The sequence below is a fragment of the Acinetobacter sp. X9 genome (genome assembly GCF_054889255.1).
The window spans coordinates 2,025,617-2,041,821 of sequence record NZ_CM142679.1 but is presented as its reverse complement, the minus strand read 5'-3'; the positions used below and the strand labels follow the sequence as shown (position 1 = coordinate 2,041,821).

Sequence of the window (16,205 nt, the reverse complement as noted above, 5' to 3'; positions counted from 1 at the left end):
TTTCTTGCTAATTCAATTGTTTATTCAATTACAAATGGATATTCAATTTCATACCAATCTTGCTGAGGTACACCATCTTTCATTGCTGGTTTGAACGTACATAAGCTGTAAGCTTTAGTTGCCGCTTTATCTAAAATTTTGCTGCCACTCGATTTTTTTACTTTGGCATCAATAACTTTGCCGGATGTATCAACCAAAACACGTATTCGCACTGTCCCTTGTTCTTCATTCATAAGTGCTTCTCGTGGATATTCTGGTTTTTCACAGCCAGCAGAACCCTCTGAAACACCACGACTTACACCAGCTGGTTTTGGTGCCGGCGCAGCAGCCACTGGAGCAGGTGCGGCAACAGGGCTTGGAGATGGGGTACTAGGTGCCGCAGGAGCTGGGGTAGCCGCTTTAGTCGGTTGAGCCACTGGTGTCGTTTTTTGTACCGGTGTTGCTACTTTCTCTACTTGTTTAGGCGGCTCAGGAACCTTGGCAACTTTTTCTACCATTTTTGGTGGCTCAGGCGGTTTTTCCTTTGGTTTCGGCTCTTCCGGCTTTGGTGGAGGAGGCGGCTTAATATCCTGAATAATTTGTAATTCCACAGGTTTTTCTGCTGGTTTTTGAATATTGTTTGCTAAACCTGACATCAGAATATAGGCAACAAGAAGATGCAGAAAAATGACTGCAGCAATACCAATTAGGCGTTTGGCAGATTTATTTTCTATGTCTGTAAAAGTCATGCCCATAGTTACTCCTGAAACTGTAGACAAACAATTTTTAAAATGACTGTTTGGCTAAGAATGAGTATTTGTTCTGCAAACTAACTGTTGTGAGTTACATTTGCAGAACAACCATTTAGAACTTATATGTACCTCGTACAAAGTAAGTACGTCCTAAAGGATCTGCGTAACGTGGGTCATATCCCATTTGGAAGTTGTCACCAACATTTGAAGCAGGAGGGTCTTCATCAAAGATATTCTTAATACCTGCTGTAACTTCTAGATTTTTAAAGCCTTTGTATGTGCCTGAAATATTATAAATTGTATAGTCGCTTACTTTATGATCACGATAACCTTCCGCAACAGAAGAACTTGAATTTTGGTCATCGTAACCACGAGTGAATTGTTGTTGGAAATTTACACCCCAGTTTTGATAATTCCAGTATAAATTAGCAGTATGTTTCCAACGAATAATTGGGGCATCTCCAACATATGTGCCTAAACTACTAATCCATTCTCCATCTTTTTCATTTTGATATTTATATTTAATGACATAAGTCCCATCGATTCCAAAACCAAATCGACCTGTTGCTGTCATTGGGGTTATATAATTTAGACTTACATCGACACCAGAAGTTTTTAAATCACCCATATTGTCTTGAGTAGTAATGATATGGTTAAGCGTTCCATCTGGGTTGCGTACGAACTTGTCGGCATATTTTGTTGGATTGTTAAAAATATCACTCTCAGGTAATGCAGCAATTTGATTTTCAACTTCAATATTAAAATAATCTAAGGTTAGAACTAAATTCTTAATTGGTTCAAGAACTAGGCCAGCAGTAAATGATTTTGATTCTTCAGGATCAAGATCTTTATTTCCTCCATTTTTGCGATCAAATTGGGTTTCGCAATCACGGCTGGCAACACCACCAGGTGGAAGAGTATCTCCTGGATTTTTAGGAGGGCCATTCGGACAAAGTACAGGATCATTATAGTAAGCTGAAGTATTTGTTATAGAGTTAGGAGCATTTACTTCCCATAAAGTTGGTGCTCTAAATCCTGTGCTATAAGAGGTACGAAACATTAATTGTTTAATTGGTTCCCAGCGAAGTGCGAATTTAGGATTAAACGTATCTCCGAAATCACTGTAATCATCGTAACGGGCTGCAAGTTGAGCTTCTAATGTTTTATGTAATGGAATATGCAGTTCAGTAAAGACTGCTTTAATATCTCTTTTTCCTTTATTTGTAGGTTCATCAGGATCAACCCCTGTACTTGGTGCTTGACTAGCCACTTCAGGCACCACGTTTGAGGTCCATTCATCATGGCGATAGCTAGCTCCTATTGCAAAACCAACGTCACCTGCTGGTAATGTAAATATAGGTCGACTAGCAGTGAAATCAACAGTAGTTGAATCAACATCTGCTTTTAAATAAGCACCAGTTACTCCTAGTGTATCCCATAAGCCTGCATCTTCTGGTGCTTGTGGACCGAATGGGTTTAAAATACCATTATTTAAAGCTTCTTGAGTTCTGTTGTAGTTAAGATACCCACTGTTTAATCGATCTTCCGCTTCGCTATGAGCATAAGTAACACCAGTATTAATATCCCAACCGAATGCTTCACCCTCTAAACCACCGAATACACGATGTGACTCATTAATACTAGAACTAACACGATTACCAGCTTGAGAACGAATATAAAGTTCAAGTGGGCCACTGACTTTATTCATAGCAGGTGTAATTCCATTACCTGGATAATATTTACTATCAGGATTCAATGTTAAATCGAAGAAAACGTCTGGAGCGACAGAAGTAGTAATTTCATTACGTGCGTAAACATATTCTGCTACAGCATTTAAATTGTCATTTAGCTTAAAAGTAGCACGCCCCAATGCTGAGATATCTTCAGTTTTTGGAACAATTCCAATCACTGCTTGACTGTTATAACGGCAGAATCCACCTTGAGCGTACACGAGCGGATTACTTCCACAGCCTGTAGCTGCATATGGGTTTCCTTCGGTACCAGTTTTTGTGTCATAAAAGTTAGCAGGAAAACTACCACTGCTACCTTTTGTAATACCTAACTCTGGTAATAATCCTCCGCGTTTACTAACTTTACGATCTTTAGCCATAACATCGTTGCCATGTCGATAATCAACGACACCAAAGATATTGAAGCCATTTTCATCAAGATCACCATAACCACCAAATACACTTACATCTTGTGTATCCCCCCCATTTTGCTCTGGTTGTGTCAAACCTCCACTGATGTTTAAACCAGTAAATTGTTTTTTAGTAATGAAGTTGATTACACCACCAATTGCATCTGTACCATAAATTGCTGATGCGCCATCTCGTAAGACCTCAATACGGTCTAACATAGCTAGCGGAATAATATTTAAATTAGTGACACCACTATCATAAGCATTTGCAGCTAAACGACGACCATTAAGTAAGATTAAGGTTTTATTGGCACCAATTCCTCGGAGGTCAGCTGCGGAGCCTACCGTTCCACTAGCACCTACATTTTGAGCAGTAACAAAACTTGATTGGTTTGCACTGATCTTTGCTAATGCTTCCTCTGTTGTTGTTACCCCTTGTTTTAAGATTTCATCAACTTTTACGATGGTAATGGGGGAAGCACTTTGTGCTGCAACTCCTTTGATTGAAGAACCTGTAACGGCAACTTTTACGACTTTTGTTGGTTTTTCATCAGTACTTGATTGTTCAGTTTCTGCTGCCTGTGCCAGGGTAAGACACATCATACTTAAACTAAGGGTGCTTAATTTAAGAATTGTTTTGCTGATCTTGGGGGTTGCCTGAGATCGAACATTGTATTTTTTTTTCATCGTGGATTTGATCCCTTTTTGTTGTCGTTAGCGATATTGCTGGAAAGTTTTTAAGCAAAGCAAGTGCCAACTATATATTTTTCTTTTTTTAGTTTATGCAAAATATTGATATATATTGATTTTATTATGGTTCAGCACGAAGATTCATCTTTTATTAAACAAAAATAAATTTTCCGTTTGGAAAATTTTTGAACGCTGGCCAAAAGTTTCAAATTTTTTTGTATAAAAAATATACATTGCTGGACTCTTCACATGCTTAATAAATAAAAATGTATCGTTTTAGAACCTTTTTATATGTAATGTTATACTATTTGTAATGCTGGAATTTTTTATATTTTTTATTTTAAATCAGTTATTTATTTCATAGTTATTTGTTAATTTGGCTTGTCTCAATATGAATCATAATGTGTCATTAATGTATTTTATTTGTGCATTTAAGGTATTAGATGATTAACATATGCAAATATAATATTTGGCAAAAAGTTACTTTTATTTATATAGTTCAAACCATTTTAAGTACCTAATAAAAATATGAATTTCTAATATTATTAATTATTTTGTGATGAATATTAATAAATGGCATGAAATTCGCTTTATTTTCAGTAGTTACAAAAGATTGGGTTTTTGACTTTGTTTTTCCATTTGTTCAAATAAAAATGCTCATAGAAAAGTAAAGAATTAAACCTAAATAGGCTTATCTGTTGAAAAAGAACTTTTCTTATGCAGATTTAGATGTTACTCAAAAGGATAATATCTTTTAAAAAACTAATTACGTGGGTATGAACTTGAAATTAAAATTTTTTAAGCTCGCCATTTTAAGTCTGGCTATTACATCAGTTCCTTGTGCTTACGCAATTACGCCAGCGCAACCAAACAAAATTTTGCATGTTGCCTATGAAGCCCCAGATGATGGCTTCGATATGGTCAAAACCACCAATTTCTATAGCGCTAATATTGCTGAGGCAATTTTTGAGCCTTTACTCAAATATGACTATCTAGCACGTCCATTACAGTTAGCTCCCTATACAGTAGAGAGCCTGCCCAAAGTGGAACAAGACGGTAAAGTTTATACTTTTAAAATTAAGCCAGGTATCTATTTTACTAATGATCCCGCTTTTAAAGGTAAACGCCGTGAGCTAGTAGCCGAAGACTACGTCTATACAATTAAACGTATTCTAGATCCTAAAAATAGAGCACCGTCTGTTTCATTCATTGATGGTAAGTTACTAGGTGCCGATGCGGTTGTAGCCCAAGCAAAGAAAACTGGAAAATTTGATTATGCTGCTCCAATTGCAGGAGTTAAAGCGCTTGATCGATATACTCTACAATTTACCTTAACTCGCCAAGACTATAATTTTCCTTATATTCTTGCCTATATTACTTTTGGCGGAGTTGCTAAAGAGGTTGTTGATTATTACGGTGACCGTATTGGTATGCATCCCGTAGGTACAGGCCCTTACATGTTAAGTAAATATGTACCAAGAAGTAAGGTCGAGTTGATTGCTAATCCTGATTATCGTGGTTTTGTCTGGAACTTTAAGTCGACAGGAACACCTTGGGATAACCAGCTTGTTAAAGAAATGAGCGGTAAGAAAATGCCACAAATTGGAAAGGTGGTGGTCAGTATTATTGAAGAACAACAGTCAAGATGGTTAGCTTTTCAGTCGGGTCAATTAGATTTTGACAAACTTACAGCAGATGCTGTTCCTCAAGCTTTAGATGGAAATCAGCTTAAAGCTTCTTTTAAGAAGAGAGGAATTAAACACTTCCCATATAAGGAACCTGAAATTACCTATACTATGATGAACATGCGTGATCCGGTCATTGGTGGTTTTAGCCCAGAAAAGATCGCTCTTCGTAGAGCAATTACTTTGTCGTACAACCAAAAAGAAAGTATAAAACAGGCTTATAAAGGACAAGCTGTTCGGGCTGAAATGTTTATACCTGAAGGTGTGAATGGCTATAATCCGAAATATAAAAGTAGCGTAGGATACAACCCGCTGCTAGCAAATAAATTACTTGATTATTATGGTTATAAAAAAGGTGCTGATGGTTATAGAACCCAGCCAAACGGTAAACCTTTAATTTTAAAAATCAATACAGAAAATAGTTCGGCCTCAGTTATCCATTCCGAACTCTGGAAAAAGAATCTGGATGCGATTGGCATTCGAGCTGACTTTAAGGTGAGTAATTTTGCAGATAACTTAAAAGCCGCAACTCAATGTAAATATATGATTTGGAGTGGGGCATGGATTGCTGACTATCCTGAAGGAGATAATTTTGCACAGTTGCTTTATGGACCTAATGCTGGTCAGGGAAACCATGCTTGTTATCAGTCTAAAACATATGACGCTCTTTATACTCAGGCCATTCATTTACCACCGCAACAACGCCTGCCATATTATGAAAAACTTAATCGCCAGATTGAAGCTGATAATCCATGGATCGTTCATCTAACCCGTATTCGTAACTGGTTAGTACGACCACAAGTTCAGGGTTTTAAACCCCATCCTATGATGAATACAAACTGGCAATATCTTGATATTACTCCTATTAAAAAATAATTTTAGATAAAGATCATGATGACTGAAAATTTAATACAAAAGCTCAAGCACTGTAGTATCAGCTTGCTATTCGCTAGTATGGCCTTAACGGGATCTACAAGTATTTTTGCGAAAAGCCCAGCCGATCCGAATAAAGTTTTACGTTATGTATTTCCAACAGCTGAGACAGGTTTCGACCCGGCTTATATCCATGATTTATATTCGGCGCATGTAACCACTTCGATATTTGAAACTCTATATACCTATGATTATTTAGCAAGGCCGGCAAAACTTATTCCGCAAATAGCAACTGCTATGCCAGAAGTCAGTTCCGATGGTCTGACCTATACCATTCGCATTAAAAAGGGAATTTATTTTACGGCAGACCCTGTTTTTAAAGGCAAACCTAGAGAATTAACAGCCAATGATTATGCGTACTCTTTTAAGCGTTTATTAGACCCGAATCTGCGCTCTCCAAATAGCTGGTTATTAGAAAACAAAATTGAAGGTATGGATGCTTTAGTCAAAGCAGCCAATAAATCTGGAAAATTTAACTATGACCAAAAGGTAAGTGGTTTACAAACACCTGATAAATACACTTTGGTGATTCGTTTAGTTAAACCAGACTATAACTTTCCTTTATTACTGGCCCATGACCCGACAGGTGCAGTGGCACGTGAAGTCATCGAAAAGTATAAAGACAAAGCTGGTTATGTAATGGGCCACCCTGTAGGTACAGGTCCTTATGTGCTGAGCAAGTGGGTACCAGCATCGCGTATTGTTTTAAAAGCGAATCCTGATTATCGGGGCTTTACTTGGAACTTTACTGCCAGCAGCCCTGAAGATCAGGCAATTGTGAAGCGACTTAAAGGTAAAAAAATGCCTCAAATCGGCACAATTGATATTCAGGTAATGGAAGAAAACCAATCTCGGTGGCTAGCATTTCAGCGTGGTGAGGTTGATATATTTCAGCTTGAAGGTCAATTGGTTGCAAAAGCGGTTAAAGACGGCAAACTAAGACCCGAACTTGCTAAAGATGGTGTGCAGTTATCTCGCATTGTTGACCCCGAAATTAGTTATATTTATTGGAATCTTAAAAATCCAGTCGTTGGGGGAATGAGTAAAGAAAAAATTGCTTTACGCCGTGCGATTGCGATGTCTCGTTCAATAGATCAAGAAATTAAACTAGTAAGAAATGATGATGCAGAGCGTCTACATTTTCCAATTCCACCAGGTGTAGTGGGTAATGACCCTCAATACAGAACCAGTACTCCATATTCTGTGAAAGCAGCAAATTTACTATTAGATCGATATCACTATAAAAAAGATGCCTCAGGTTGGCGTACACAACCAGATGGGAAACCTCTGGTCATTGAATATATGGCGCGTAGTGACAGTATTGGGCAGCAAAGCGCTGAACTCTGGAAGAAAAATTTTGATAGTTTGAATATCCGTATGGTCTTTAAACCCATGCTTTTTGCAGATCTTATTCGTGCGCAAAAACAATGCGACGGGATGTTCGGGTCTTCTGCATGGATAGCCGATTATCCAGATGGGGATAATTTTATGCAGAATTTTTATGGACCCAATACACATATGACGAACTGGTCTTGTGGTTCTACACCAGAGTTTGATCAGTTGTATCGCCAAACGCAACAAATGCAAGCAGGTCCTGAGAGAGATGCACTTTATCGAAAAATGACACGGTTGTTAGAAGTTTATATGCCTGTTCAAATCTCATATGCACGCTACCGGAATATGCTGGCTCAGCCAAAAATCATTGGATATAAGAAGCATCCAATTTTACATGCAGAGTGGATGTATTTCGATATTGATACAAATACTAAATCTAATCATTAAATGAAAAAAATTGGAGATACGATGAAAAATAATGCACTGAAAATGACAACCTTATGTGTGTTGACCATGGGTATAAGTCAATTTGTAACGGCAGAGACAATACGTCCTACTTTGCCATTACTTAAAACACAACAACTTCCAGCATGGTGTGATGCGAATTTAAAAAAGATTCAGAAAGAGATTTCAAATTTTGAAAAAACGCCTGTTAAAGATAATGCAGCAGCGGCGCCTATATTGGCAAAATGGGATAAAATTTTTGCGCATTTTGAAGATTTCTCAGGTCCTATAAGTCTATATAGTAACGTAGATCCGGATGCGAAATTACGTAAGGCAGCCGAAGACTGCGAAATTAAAATTAATCAGTTTCATACTGATATATTCCAAAATTCAAAATTATATAACGTAATTAAAAATACAAAAGCGACTGATCCGATAGATAAAAAATACCGTCAGGATATTCTGGATCAGTTTGAAGACACGGGGGTTCAATTAGAACCAGCAAAACGTGCAAGAATGAAAGCCATTCTGGATGAGTTGACTAAACTCGAACAAGAATATAACCGCAATATTCGTGATAACCCTGAAAAACTTGAGTTTACTCCCGAAGAAATGAAAGGGCTGCCAGAAAGTTATATTTCAGGGTTAAAGAAAAATGCCAAAGGTAACTATCTATTAGGTTTTGAGTATCCGGAATATCGCCCATTTATGGAACTCGCAGATAATGATGATGCCAGAAAAAGATACCAGATTGCCTTTACACGACGTGGTACTGAACAAAACTTAAAACTACTTAAACAGGCAGTAGATTTACGTTATGAGCTTGCGCAGTTATTTGGAAAAGCAAGTTATGCAGATTGGGTGTTAAAAGACCGTATGGCAAAAACGCCCGAAGCTGTAAATCAGTTTTTGGCAGAAGTACAAAAAACGGTCGCACCACTTGAACGTAAAGAAGTAGAAGAGCTCCGAGCATTTAAAGCACAAACTTTAAAAACACCATTAGATAAAACCGAAATCACACGTTGGAGTGAAGCTTACTGGAGTGAGAAACTTCGTAAGAGCAAATATCAAATTGATCAGGAAAAGCTTCGTGATTATTTCCCGACTTTAGCGGCACAAAAATGGTTATTTGCTATTTCATCTGACCTTTACGGTATTGATTTTAAACCTGTCAAAGTGAAAGCATGGCAGAGCGAAGTTGAATATTACGATGTAGTCGATAAAAAGACAGGAAAACTTCTAGGCGGTCTATATATGGATAAATTCCCTCGCGAAGGGAAATATGGTCATGCTGCCGTTTGGGGCGTATATGGTGGTAGCACTTTAACCAACCGCTTACCGGTTTCAGCACTCGTCACAAACTTTAACCGTAAAGGTTTAAATAGTGATGAGCTCGAAACTTTTGTGCATGAATTTGGTCATGCCTTGCATGGCATTTTATCTAATACCCGCTATGCAAGTCAGTCTGGAACATCTGTAGAGCGTGACTTTGTAGAAGCACCATCTCAAATGTATGAAGAGTGGGCACGCCGTAAAGAAACCTTATCTAAAGTGGCCGATTATTGTGATCCAGCATGCCCACGAGTTGACGATGAGTTAATTGCCCGTTTAAAAGCTGTACATAATTATGGTCGTGGCTTACGTTATGCGCGTCAAACCCTTTATGCACAATATGATATGTCACTGCATACTGCTGATGCTTTAAAAGTGAAACCTATAGAAAATTGGCAAAAAATGGAAGCTGCTACAGCTTTGGGTTATGTACCAACAACAGAGTTTCCTGGGCAGTTTGGGCATTTGATGGGCGGTTATCAAGCTGGTTATTACGGCTATATGTGGTCTGAGGTTTTAGCTTTAGACATGCTTTCTGCTTATGGGGACAACCTTAATAACCCGCAAGTAGGGCAACGTTACCGTCAAACCATTTTGTCACAAGGTAGCCAAAAACCAGCAGCTGAATTAGTTAAAGATTTCCTTGGCCGTGATCCTGACAATAAAGCATTCTTTAACGAAATTACCGGACAACGGATTAAATAAGGAATTATCACTATGCTGGCATATGTTATTCGGCGTTTATGGCAGATGATTCCAACTATGTTGGGGGTAGTCTTACTTATTTTTATTCTTTTTAACTGGGTAGGTGGCGATCCTGCTTATATTTTAGCGGGCAAGATGTCTAATCCTGAGCAGATTGAAAACATTCGTAAGCAGCTAGGTGTAGATCAACCTTATTACGTTCAGCTCTGGATTTTCATTAAACAGATACTGACTTTTGACTATGGTGCAAGTTGGAGTACTGGCGAACCCGTTTCTCAAATTATTTTAACCCGATTAGGACCCTCGCTTACGCTTTTAATCCCACTGACTATTTTACAGACGGTTATTTCTATTATTTTGGCATTAGCTGTTGCTGCGGTACGGGGCTCTCTAACCGACCGTATGGTCATGATGCTATGTACTATTGGCATGTCGATCAGTATCTTAGTTTACATTATCGTTTTTCAATATGTTCTGGCGTATCAGCTAAGTTGGTTTCCTGTGCAAGGCTGGAGCGACACCTTTACTGATAATTTATTTAAGTTTGCCTTACTACCAATTCTAATCATGTTGGTGGTGAGTATTGCACCGACTTTACGGTTATATCGTAGTTTCGTGCTTGATGAAATTAATCAGGACTATGTTCGAACAGCACGTGCTAAAGGTGTAGGTGAAAGCCGAATTTTAGGTGTACATGTACTGCGGAACGCTTCAATTCCGATTATTACCGATGTGATGTCAACTTTACCTGCATTGCTCATAGGCGCATTTTTAATTGAACGTTTTTTTGGTATTCCCGGGATTGGTCGAGAGGTGATTATTGCAGTTGAGCGGAGTGATTTTCCTGTTATTAAAGCAATTACAGTTTACATCGCAGCTGCAACCATGATTTTTAACCTGATTGCCGATTTGGTCTACAAAGTGGTTGATCCACGTGTACAGTTGAAGTAGGTGGGCTATGCTGAGCGTTTTATCAAAAAGAAAACAACAAACAAAAGCCGAAGCTCATTCATCTGGCCTGTGGAAACTTGCCATGCGTCGTCTTCGGGCCGACAAGATCGCAATGTCATCGCTAGTGATTGTATTGCTTTATTTTATTATCTTGGTTCTATCAATGACGGGCGTGATTGCATCTGACTGGAATAAAGAGGTAGCCGTAAGTTATGCACCGCCTACATTTATAGGGGCAGATAAGACAACAGATGCAGGGCAAAAGGCGGCAGCGATTGAAGAAGAGTTACCAGAAAATCCAGTCGATCCTTTAAAAGATGTAATTGATAAGCTTAAGGCTGAAATTAAACAAGAAAAGAGTGCGGGAAGTGCAATTGATTATTATGGTGTAGTTGACCCATTAGCCGATGATATGAAAGCGATCGATCAGCAACTTGGAGGACATTTACTTGATCAACAAGCAGAACTGAAAAGTACCCTTGTGTTTGGAGCTGATAAATGGGGACAGGACGTTTTAAAGAAAACTATTAAAGGTGCTGAAACTTCAATTATTGTTGGGGTGATATCGGCTTTACTTGCAGTAGGAATTGGTACACTTTTAGGCGCAATTTCTGGATATTTCGGTGGTTGGGTTGATGATATTCTCAACTGGTTTTATAACATTTTTACCTCAATTCCATATTTGTTATTAGTTCTCGCGATTGCTGCAGTACTTCAACAAAAAGGTATTTTGTCTATTGTTCTGATTTTAGGTTTAACGGGCTGGACGGGTGTTTATCGATTAATTCGTGCAGAATATATGAAACATACTGCACGTGAATACGTTCTTGCTGCCAAAGCAATTGGTGTTGGTCACTTCCGCCGTATGTTCATTCATATTTTCCCAAATGTCAGCCATATCGCTTTGGTCCAAATGTCAATTTTGGTGGTGTCTTTCATTAAATCTGAGGTCATCTTGAGTTTCTTAGGCTTCGGTGTGCCAGTAGGCGTAGTGTCTTGGGGGAGTATGCTAAATGAAGCACAAAGTGAACTTCTTTTAGGCAAATGGTGGCAGCTTGTAGCAGCCTCTGTCGCAATGGCTGTTTTGGTAACGGCATTTTCAATGTTTACTGATGCACTTCGTGATGCATTAGATCCAAAACTAAAATAAGAGGAAGGTCAAATGTTAGAACAAGAAAATAAGAATGCACCGTTACTGCATGTTAAAAATTTACGAGTAAGTTTTAAAGGTGAAGATAAGCAATATATTGAAACCGTAAAAGGAATTACTTTTGATATTCCTGCAAATACTACGGTTGCTTTAGTAGGTGAGTCGGGTAGCGGCAAATCGGTTACTTCTTTGGCAACTATGGGATTGCTGCCTGTAGGTCAAAGTAAAATTGATGAGCAAAGTAAAATTATATTTGAAGGCAAAGATTTACTGAGCTTATCTCGTACAGAGATGCGTAAAATTTGTGGCAAAGATATTGCGATGATTTTTCAGGAGCCGATGTCATCATTAAATCCTGTTTTTACGGTTGGCAACCAAATTGTAGAAGTGTTGTGTTTGCATATGGGGTTGAGCCGTAAACAGGCTCGGCAACGCGTTCTAGAGTTGCTTAAAGAAGTAGGTATTCCTTCACCTGAAACTAAAATTGACGCCTATCCAAATCAACTTTCGGGTGGTCAACAACAACGTGTCATGATTGCTATGGCGATTGCGTGTGAGCCTAAACTGCTCATTGCCGATGAACCGACTACGGCCCTTGATGTCACGATTCAAAAGCAAATTATTGATTTACTCGAGTCATTGCGTAAGCGCCGTCAAATGTCGATGCTTTTTATTACCCACGATTTAGCATTGGTCGGTGAAATTGCAGATAAAGTCATTGTAATGCGTCATGGCGAGATAAGAGAGCAAGGTGCTGCTGAGCAGGTCCTTGAACAGCCTAAAGATGTATATACGAGAGCTTTGTTATATTGCCGCCCGCAAATGTCACAACGGCCTTATCGTTTGCCTGTAACGAGCGATTTTATGCGTCAAGAAGATGATGTATTGGTCGAGCAAAGTTTTGATGCTTCAGAAATTCCCGAGCGCAAACGTGGTTTAATTGGTGATGAGAAAATCATCTTAGAAGTAAAAGATCTGAAAAAAAGCTTTTATAGCCGTAAAGGGTTATTTGGCAAAGAAGAGTTTCAGGCAGTAAAAGGCGTTTCTTTTAAACTCGCTAAGGGAAAAACGCTTGGTTTAGTGGGAGAGTCGGGCTCCGGTAAAACGACTGTTGGGTTATTGCTCATGCGCTTACATCAAGCCTCTGGTGGACAGGCTTTCATCGAAGGTAAAGATATTCTTTCATTAACTGAAAAAGAGTTTGCTAAATATCAACGGAAAATCCAGATCATCTTTCAAAATCCCTATGCGTCTCTTAATCCACGCTTTACCATTGGACAGATTTTATTAGAGCCTATGCAAATTCATAACATTGGTAAAGATGATGCAGAGCGTAAACAAATTGCCCTTGGACTGCTTGAGCGAGTGAATCTGCCTGAACAAGCTTACTACCGATATCCACATGAGTTTTCAGGTGGACAACGTCAACGTATTGCTATTGCACGCTGTTTAACGCTAAAGCCTGAAATTTTGATTTGTGATGAATCTGTTTCTGCGCTAGATGTTTCAGTCCAAGCGCAGGTACTTAACTTATTACAAGATTTACAAGATGAGTTTGGGCTCAGCTACATCTTTATTTCACATGACTTATCGGTTGTGAAGTATATCTCTGATCAGGTCATGGTCATGAATCATGGCGAGGTTGTTGAAATAGCCAATTCAGATGAACTCTATGCACATCCTCAACATGATTATACTAAACGACTATTACAGGCGATTCCTCAAGGGATTCAACACGTTTCATAAGCGTAAAGTTATGTCGTTAAGGGCACTTTCGAGTGCCTTTTTATTTGGTTTATGTGGTAAATGCTTATAAAATAAAAGAAGTAAATGTAGAGTATTTTATTCTTGTTATGTGCGCTAATTTTAAACCTTTAACGCTTGCCCAATTACAGCGACTTCAGTTGCCTGTGGTCGGCTTTAGCTATGCCGAAGAGGTTTATCCTGCAGGAACAATGCCACTATTATTTAAATCACCACAAGGGCTTGAGTGGCGTGAAGTGATGTTCGGATTGGTTCCTAAATGGGCTGAAGATACAAATATAGCAAAACATACCTACAATGCCCGCCATGAGACTATTTTCCAAAAACCTAGCTTTCAAGAAGCCGCACTTAAATGTAAATTCGGTGTGATTCCAGTGACCGAATTTTATGAAAGTAAGTATATAAATGATAAACCTGAGCGGTGGGGTGTTCGCCGTAAAGATGGTCAGGCTTTTTTCATCGCAGCAATCTATGAAATTTGCAAAATAAATGAAACGATTATTCGTTCTGCAAGCATGTTGACGATGGATGCTATAGACCATCCGATGATGAAAGATTTTCATGAGCCAGGCGATGTTAAACGATCAGTTATTGTGATTCCACATGAACGACTAGATGAATGGTTAAGTTTAGAAACACCAGATATTTCCAGCTTTATCGAAGGCTTTCCAGTTGAAGAGTTTGAATGCTCTCATGTACCAAAAGAAAAAATTATAAAACCTACACCACAGTTAAGTATGTTTGACTAATCTATCTAAAATTAAGATGAGGTTATTGATCTCAAATTTGAATCAATAACCTATATCACTTATTCAATATTTTTACTTAATGTTTGTACCTCAGAATCTTCAGCTAAATAGCTCAATTCAATCGGTGAAATCACAAAAGTTGTATTATCTGAGGTCTGTTTAAATACAAAGCCATATTCAAAAGATTGGCTATTTTTACTTGGTAACCAGAATAGATAAGGGCAGCCAGTATAACTACCATCCCAACCCATTTCTCTAGCGAGAGCCAACGCTGTATCAGATTTCGCTATGATTTCTTTGAGTGATTCTTTATCTCGTGTTGAGACATCACCATCATCATCTGCAAATGTTTGTAGAAACTCATTTAAGGGCTTAAGGTCTTCCCAGTTATGTTCTATTGTCGAGAAATGATATCCATATAGCATCATGTGCACTTTCTTCCATCTTGTTATTGTGTCCTTGAACATACCAAGAAATATATGAAAAGGAAATGGATAAATCTGATTTAAGTTGTTTATTTTTCATAACTTATAGATTGTTTTTTGTACGGAATAAAGACTTTTATAAATATTAAAATTATTTATATTACCTAAATAGCATAGGCGGAAAGCAATGGCCTAATGATTAGGATAAATGACTATTTTAGTAAATCAAACTGTTGGCGAATATGGAATTGTTCATAATTCACCTATAATAGAAATGAAACTATGTAGAGCATATTTATGTTTATAACAACTACACGCCCACAAGATAATTTAATTAATCAACTTCTGCCTATTTTGGAGCAGGCGAGTCAGATTTTACTAGAAGAATATCAAAACTATTCTGCGGGTTATGAGTTTACTATTCATGAAAAGCAAGATGATTCACCTGTAACCCAAGCAGATCTAAAGGTAAATAGATTTTTATTAAAGCATCTTGCAGAGATTACTCCAGAGTTGCCTGTATTGTCTGAAGAAAGTGATTATAGTGCCCGTCATGACTGGTCTACTTGTTGGATGTTAGATCCGCTCGATGGTACGAAAGAGTTTATCCATGAACGTGATGAATTTACGATCAATCTAAGCTTGATCAACGGCAAAGAAACAGTTTTCTCAGTTATTGCTGTGCCATGTGAACAAGTGGTGTACTTAGGATATCTACAAGATTTACCTTTTAAATATAGCTTTAGCCAACAACAATGGTATCAATATCAGGTCAGTTCAACTTCGCTAGATGCCCCTATACAAATAGGACTTAGTCACGGTAGTAAAAATCCAAAATACCAAAAATTTATTCAACCTATAGAAAAAGAACATCGCATTATTCGACGAGAAGCCGGGAGTGCCTATAAGTTTTGTATGATGTTAGAAGGTGAAATAGATATTTACCCACGCTTTCATCCTACTTCTGAATGGGATACAAGTTCTGGTCAAGGTCTGTTAGAAAGTATAGGCGGTGGTTTACTTACTCTGGATGGAAAACCTTTTGAATATAACCAAAGAAGCACGGTTTTAAATAAGGGCTTTATCGCTTTTCGTGATCAGGAAAGCAAAAAAATAGCATTTGAAGCATTGGCTCAATCAGGTGTTATAGATTGAGAGTTATGCCAGACAT

11 protein-coding genes and 1 pseudogene are annotated in these 16,205 nt (G+C 38.1%); 8 read left to right on the top strand and 4 right to left on the bottom strand.

Annotated elements, in window-relative coordinates; genetic code table 11:
- Positions 1 to 20: 20 nt before the first annotated feature.
- From ACYU0V_RS09690 to ACYU0V_RS09680, 3 genes and pseudogenes are all read right to left on the bottom strand, one after another.
- Entirely contained in the window at positions 21 to 734 is a 714-nt protein-coding gene (locus tag ACYU0V_RS09690; protein WP_005069504.1) for an energy transducer TonB, read from the bottom strand.
- Positions 735 to 843: 109 nt separating this feature from the next.
- A complete protein-coding gene (locus tag ACYU0V_RS09685) occupies positions 844 to 3,558 on the bottom strand; it encodes a TonB-dependent receptor (RefSeq protein WP_069035677.1) in 2,715 nt (904 codons plus the stop codon).
- Positions 3,559 to 4,078: 520 nt separating this feature from the next.
- A pseudogene (locus ACYU0V_RS09680) lies at positions 4,079 to 4,200 on the bottom strand (hypothetical protein).
- 131 nt (positions 4,201 to 4,331) lie between these two features.
- On the opposite strand from ACYU0V_RS09680, the gene ACYU0V_RS09675 reads away from it, so the two are divergent.
- The 7 genes from ACYU0V_RS09675 (at position 4,332) to ACYU0V_RS09645 (ending at position 14,609) form a co-directional block, all read left to right on the top strand.
- The gene (locus tag ACYU0V_RS09675; protein ID WP_461847194.1) at positions 4,332 to 6,122 is read left to right on the top strand and encodes an ABC transporter substrate-binding protein; all 1,791 of its coding nucleotides are present in this window, start codon (positions 4,332 to 4,334) and stop codon (positions 6,120 to 6,122) included.
- A gap of 15 nt (positions 6,123 to 6,137) precedes the next feature.
- Positions 6,138 to 7,961 carry an ABC transporter substrate-binding protein gene (locus ACYU0V_RS09670; protein WP_461847192.1) on the top strand — a complete coding sequence of 608 codons (1,824 nt, stop codon included), beginning with the start codon at positions 6,138 to 6,140 and terminating at the stop codon, positions 7,959 to 7,961.
- Complete coding sequence (locus tag ACYU0V_RS09665; protein WP_461847191.1) at positions 7,962 to 9,995, top strand: M3 family metallopeptidase; 2,034 nt, start codon at positions 7,962 to 7,964, stop codon at positions 9,993 to 9,995.
- A gap of 12 nt (positions 9,996 to 10,007) precedes the next feature.
- A complete protein-coding gene (locus tag ACYU0V_RS09660) occupies positions 10,008 to 10,946 on the top strand; it encodes an ABC transporter permease (RefSeq protein ID WP_000881922.1) in 939 nt (312 codons plus the stop codon).
- Positions 10,947 to 10,953: 7 nt separating this feature from the next.
- Positions 10,954 to 12,096, top strand: a complete 1,143-nt coding sequence (locus ACYU0V_RS09655) for an ABC transporter permease (RefSeq protein WP_002117973.1) — start codon at positions 10,954 to 10,956, stop codon at positions 12,094 to 12,096.
- Between the two features lie 12 nt (positions 12,097 to 12,108).
- Positions 12,109 to 13,842 (top strand): ABC transporter ATP-binding protein, encoded by a 1,734-nt coding sequence (locus ACYU0V_RS09650; protein WP_461847189.1) that lies wholly within the window; start codon positions 12,109 to 12,111, stop codon positions 13,840 to 13,842.
- A 107-nt stretch (positions 13,843 to 13,949) separates the two neighbouring features.
- Positions 13,950 to 14,609, top strand: a complete 660-nt coding sequence (locus ACYU0V_RS09645; RefSeq protein ID WP_031944704.1) for an SOS response-associated peptidase family protein — start codon at positions 13,950 to 13,952, stop codon at positions 14,607 to 14,609.
- Positions 14,610 to 14,668: 59 nt separating this feature from the next.
- Here the strand turns inward: ACYU0V_RS09645 and ACYU0V_RS09640 are convergent, their stop codons facing one another.
- Complete coding sequence (locus ACYU0V_RS09640; RefSeq protein ID WP_005069482.1) at positions 14,669 to 15,037, bottom strand: hypothetical protein; 369 nt, start codon at positions 15,035 to 15,037, stop codon at positions 14,669 to 14,671.
- 294 nt (positions 15,038 to 15,331) lie between these two features.
- Between ACYU0V_RS09640 and ACYU0V_RS09635 the strand changes: the two genes are divergently transcribed.
- The gene (locus ACYU0V_RS09635; RefSeq protein WP_057084950.1) at positions 15,332 to 16,189 is read left to right on the top strand and encodes a 3'(2'),5'-bisphosphate nucleotidase CysQ family protein; all 858 of its coding nucleotides are present in this window, start codon (positions 15,332 to 15,334) and stop codon (positions 16,187 to 16,189) included.
- Positions 16,190 to 16,205: the final 16 nt, after the last annotated feature.

Excerpts from the sequence above, each read along its gene's own strand:
- ACYU0V_RS09690 (WP_005069504.1), bottom strand. The coding sequence starts at position 734 with ATGGGCATGACTTTTACAGACATAGAAAATAAATCTGCCAAACGCCTA.
- ACYU0V_RS09685 (WP_069035677.1), bottom strand. The coding sequence starts at position 3,558 with ATGAAAAAAAAATACAATGTTCGATCTCAGGCAACCCCCAAGATCAGC.
- ACYU0V_RS09670 (WP_461847192.1), top strand. The coding sequence starts at position 6,138 with ATGATGACTGAAAATTTAATACAAAAGCTCAAGCACTGTAGTATCAGC.
- ACYU0V_RS09665 (WP_461847191.1), top strand. The coding sequence starts at position 7,962 with ATGAAAAAAATTGGAGATACGATGAAAAATAATGCACTGAAAATGACA.
- ACYU0V_RS09660 (WP_000881922.1), top strand. The coding sequence starts at position 10,008 with ATGCTGGCATATGTTATTCGGCGTTTATGGCAGATGATTCCAACTATG.
- ACYU0V_RS09655 (WP_002117973.1), top strand. The coding sequence starts at position 10,954 with ATGCTGAGCGTTTTATCAAAAAGAAAACAACAAACAAAAGCCGAAGCT.
- ACYU0V_RS09650 (WP_461847189.1), top strand. The coding sequence starts at position 12,109 with ATGTTAGAACAAGAAAATAAGAATGCACCGTTACTGCATGTTAAAAAT.
- ACYU0V_RS09645 (WP_031944704.1), top strand. The coding sequence starts at position 13,950 with ATGTGCGCTAATTTTAAACCTTTAACGCTTGCCCAATTACAGCGACTT.
- ACYU0V_RS09640 (WP_005069482.1), bottom strand. The coding sequence starts at position 15,037 with ATGATGCTATATGGATATCATTTCTCGACAATAGAACATAACTGGGAA.
- ACYU0V_RS09635 (WP_057084950.1), top strand. The coding sequence starts at position 15,332 with ATGTTTATAACAACTACACGCCCACAAGATAATTTAATTAATCAACTT.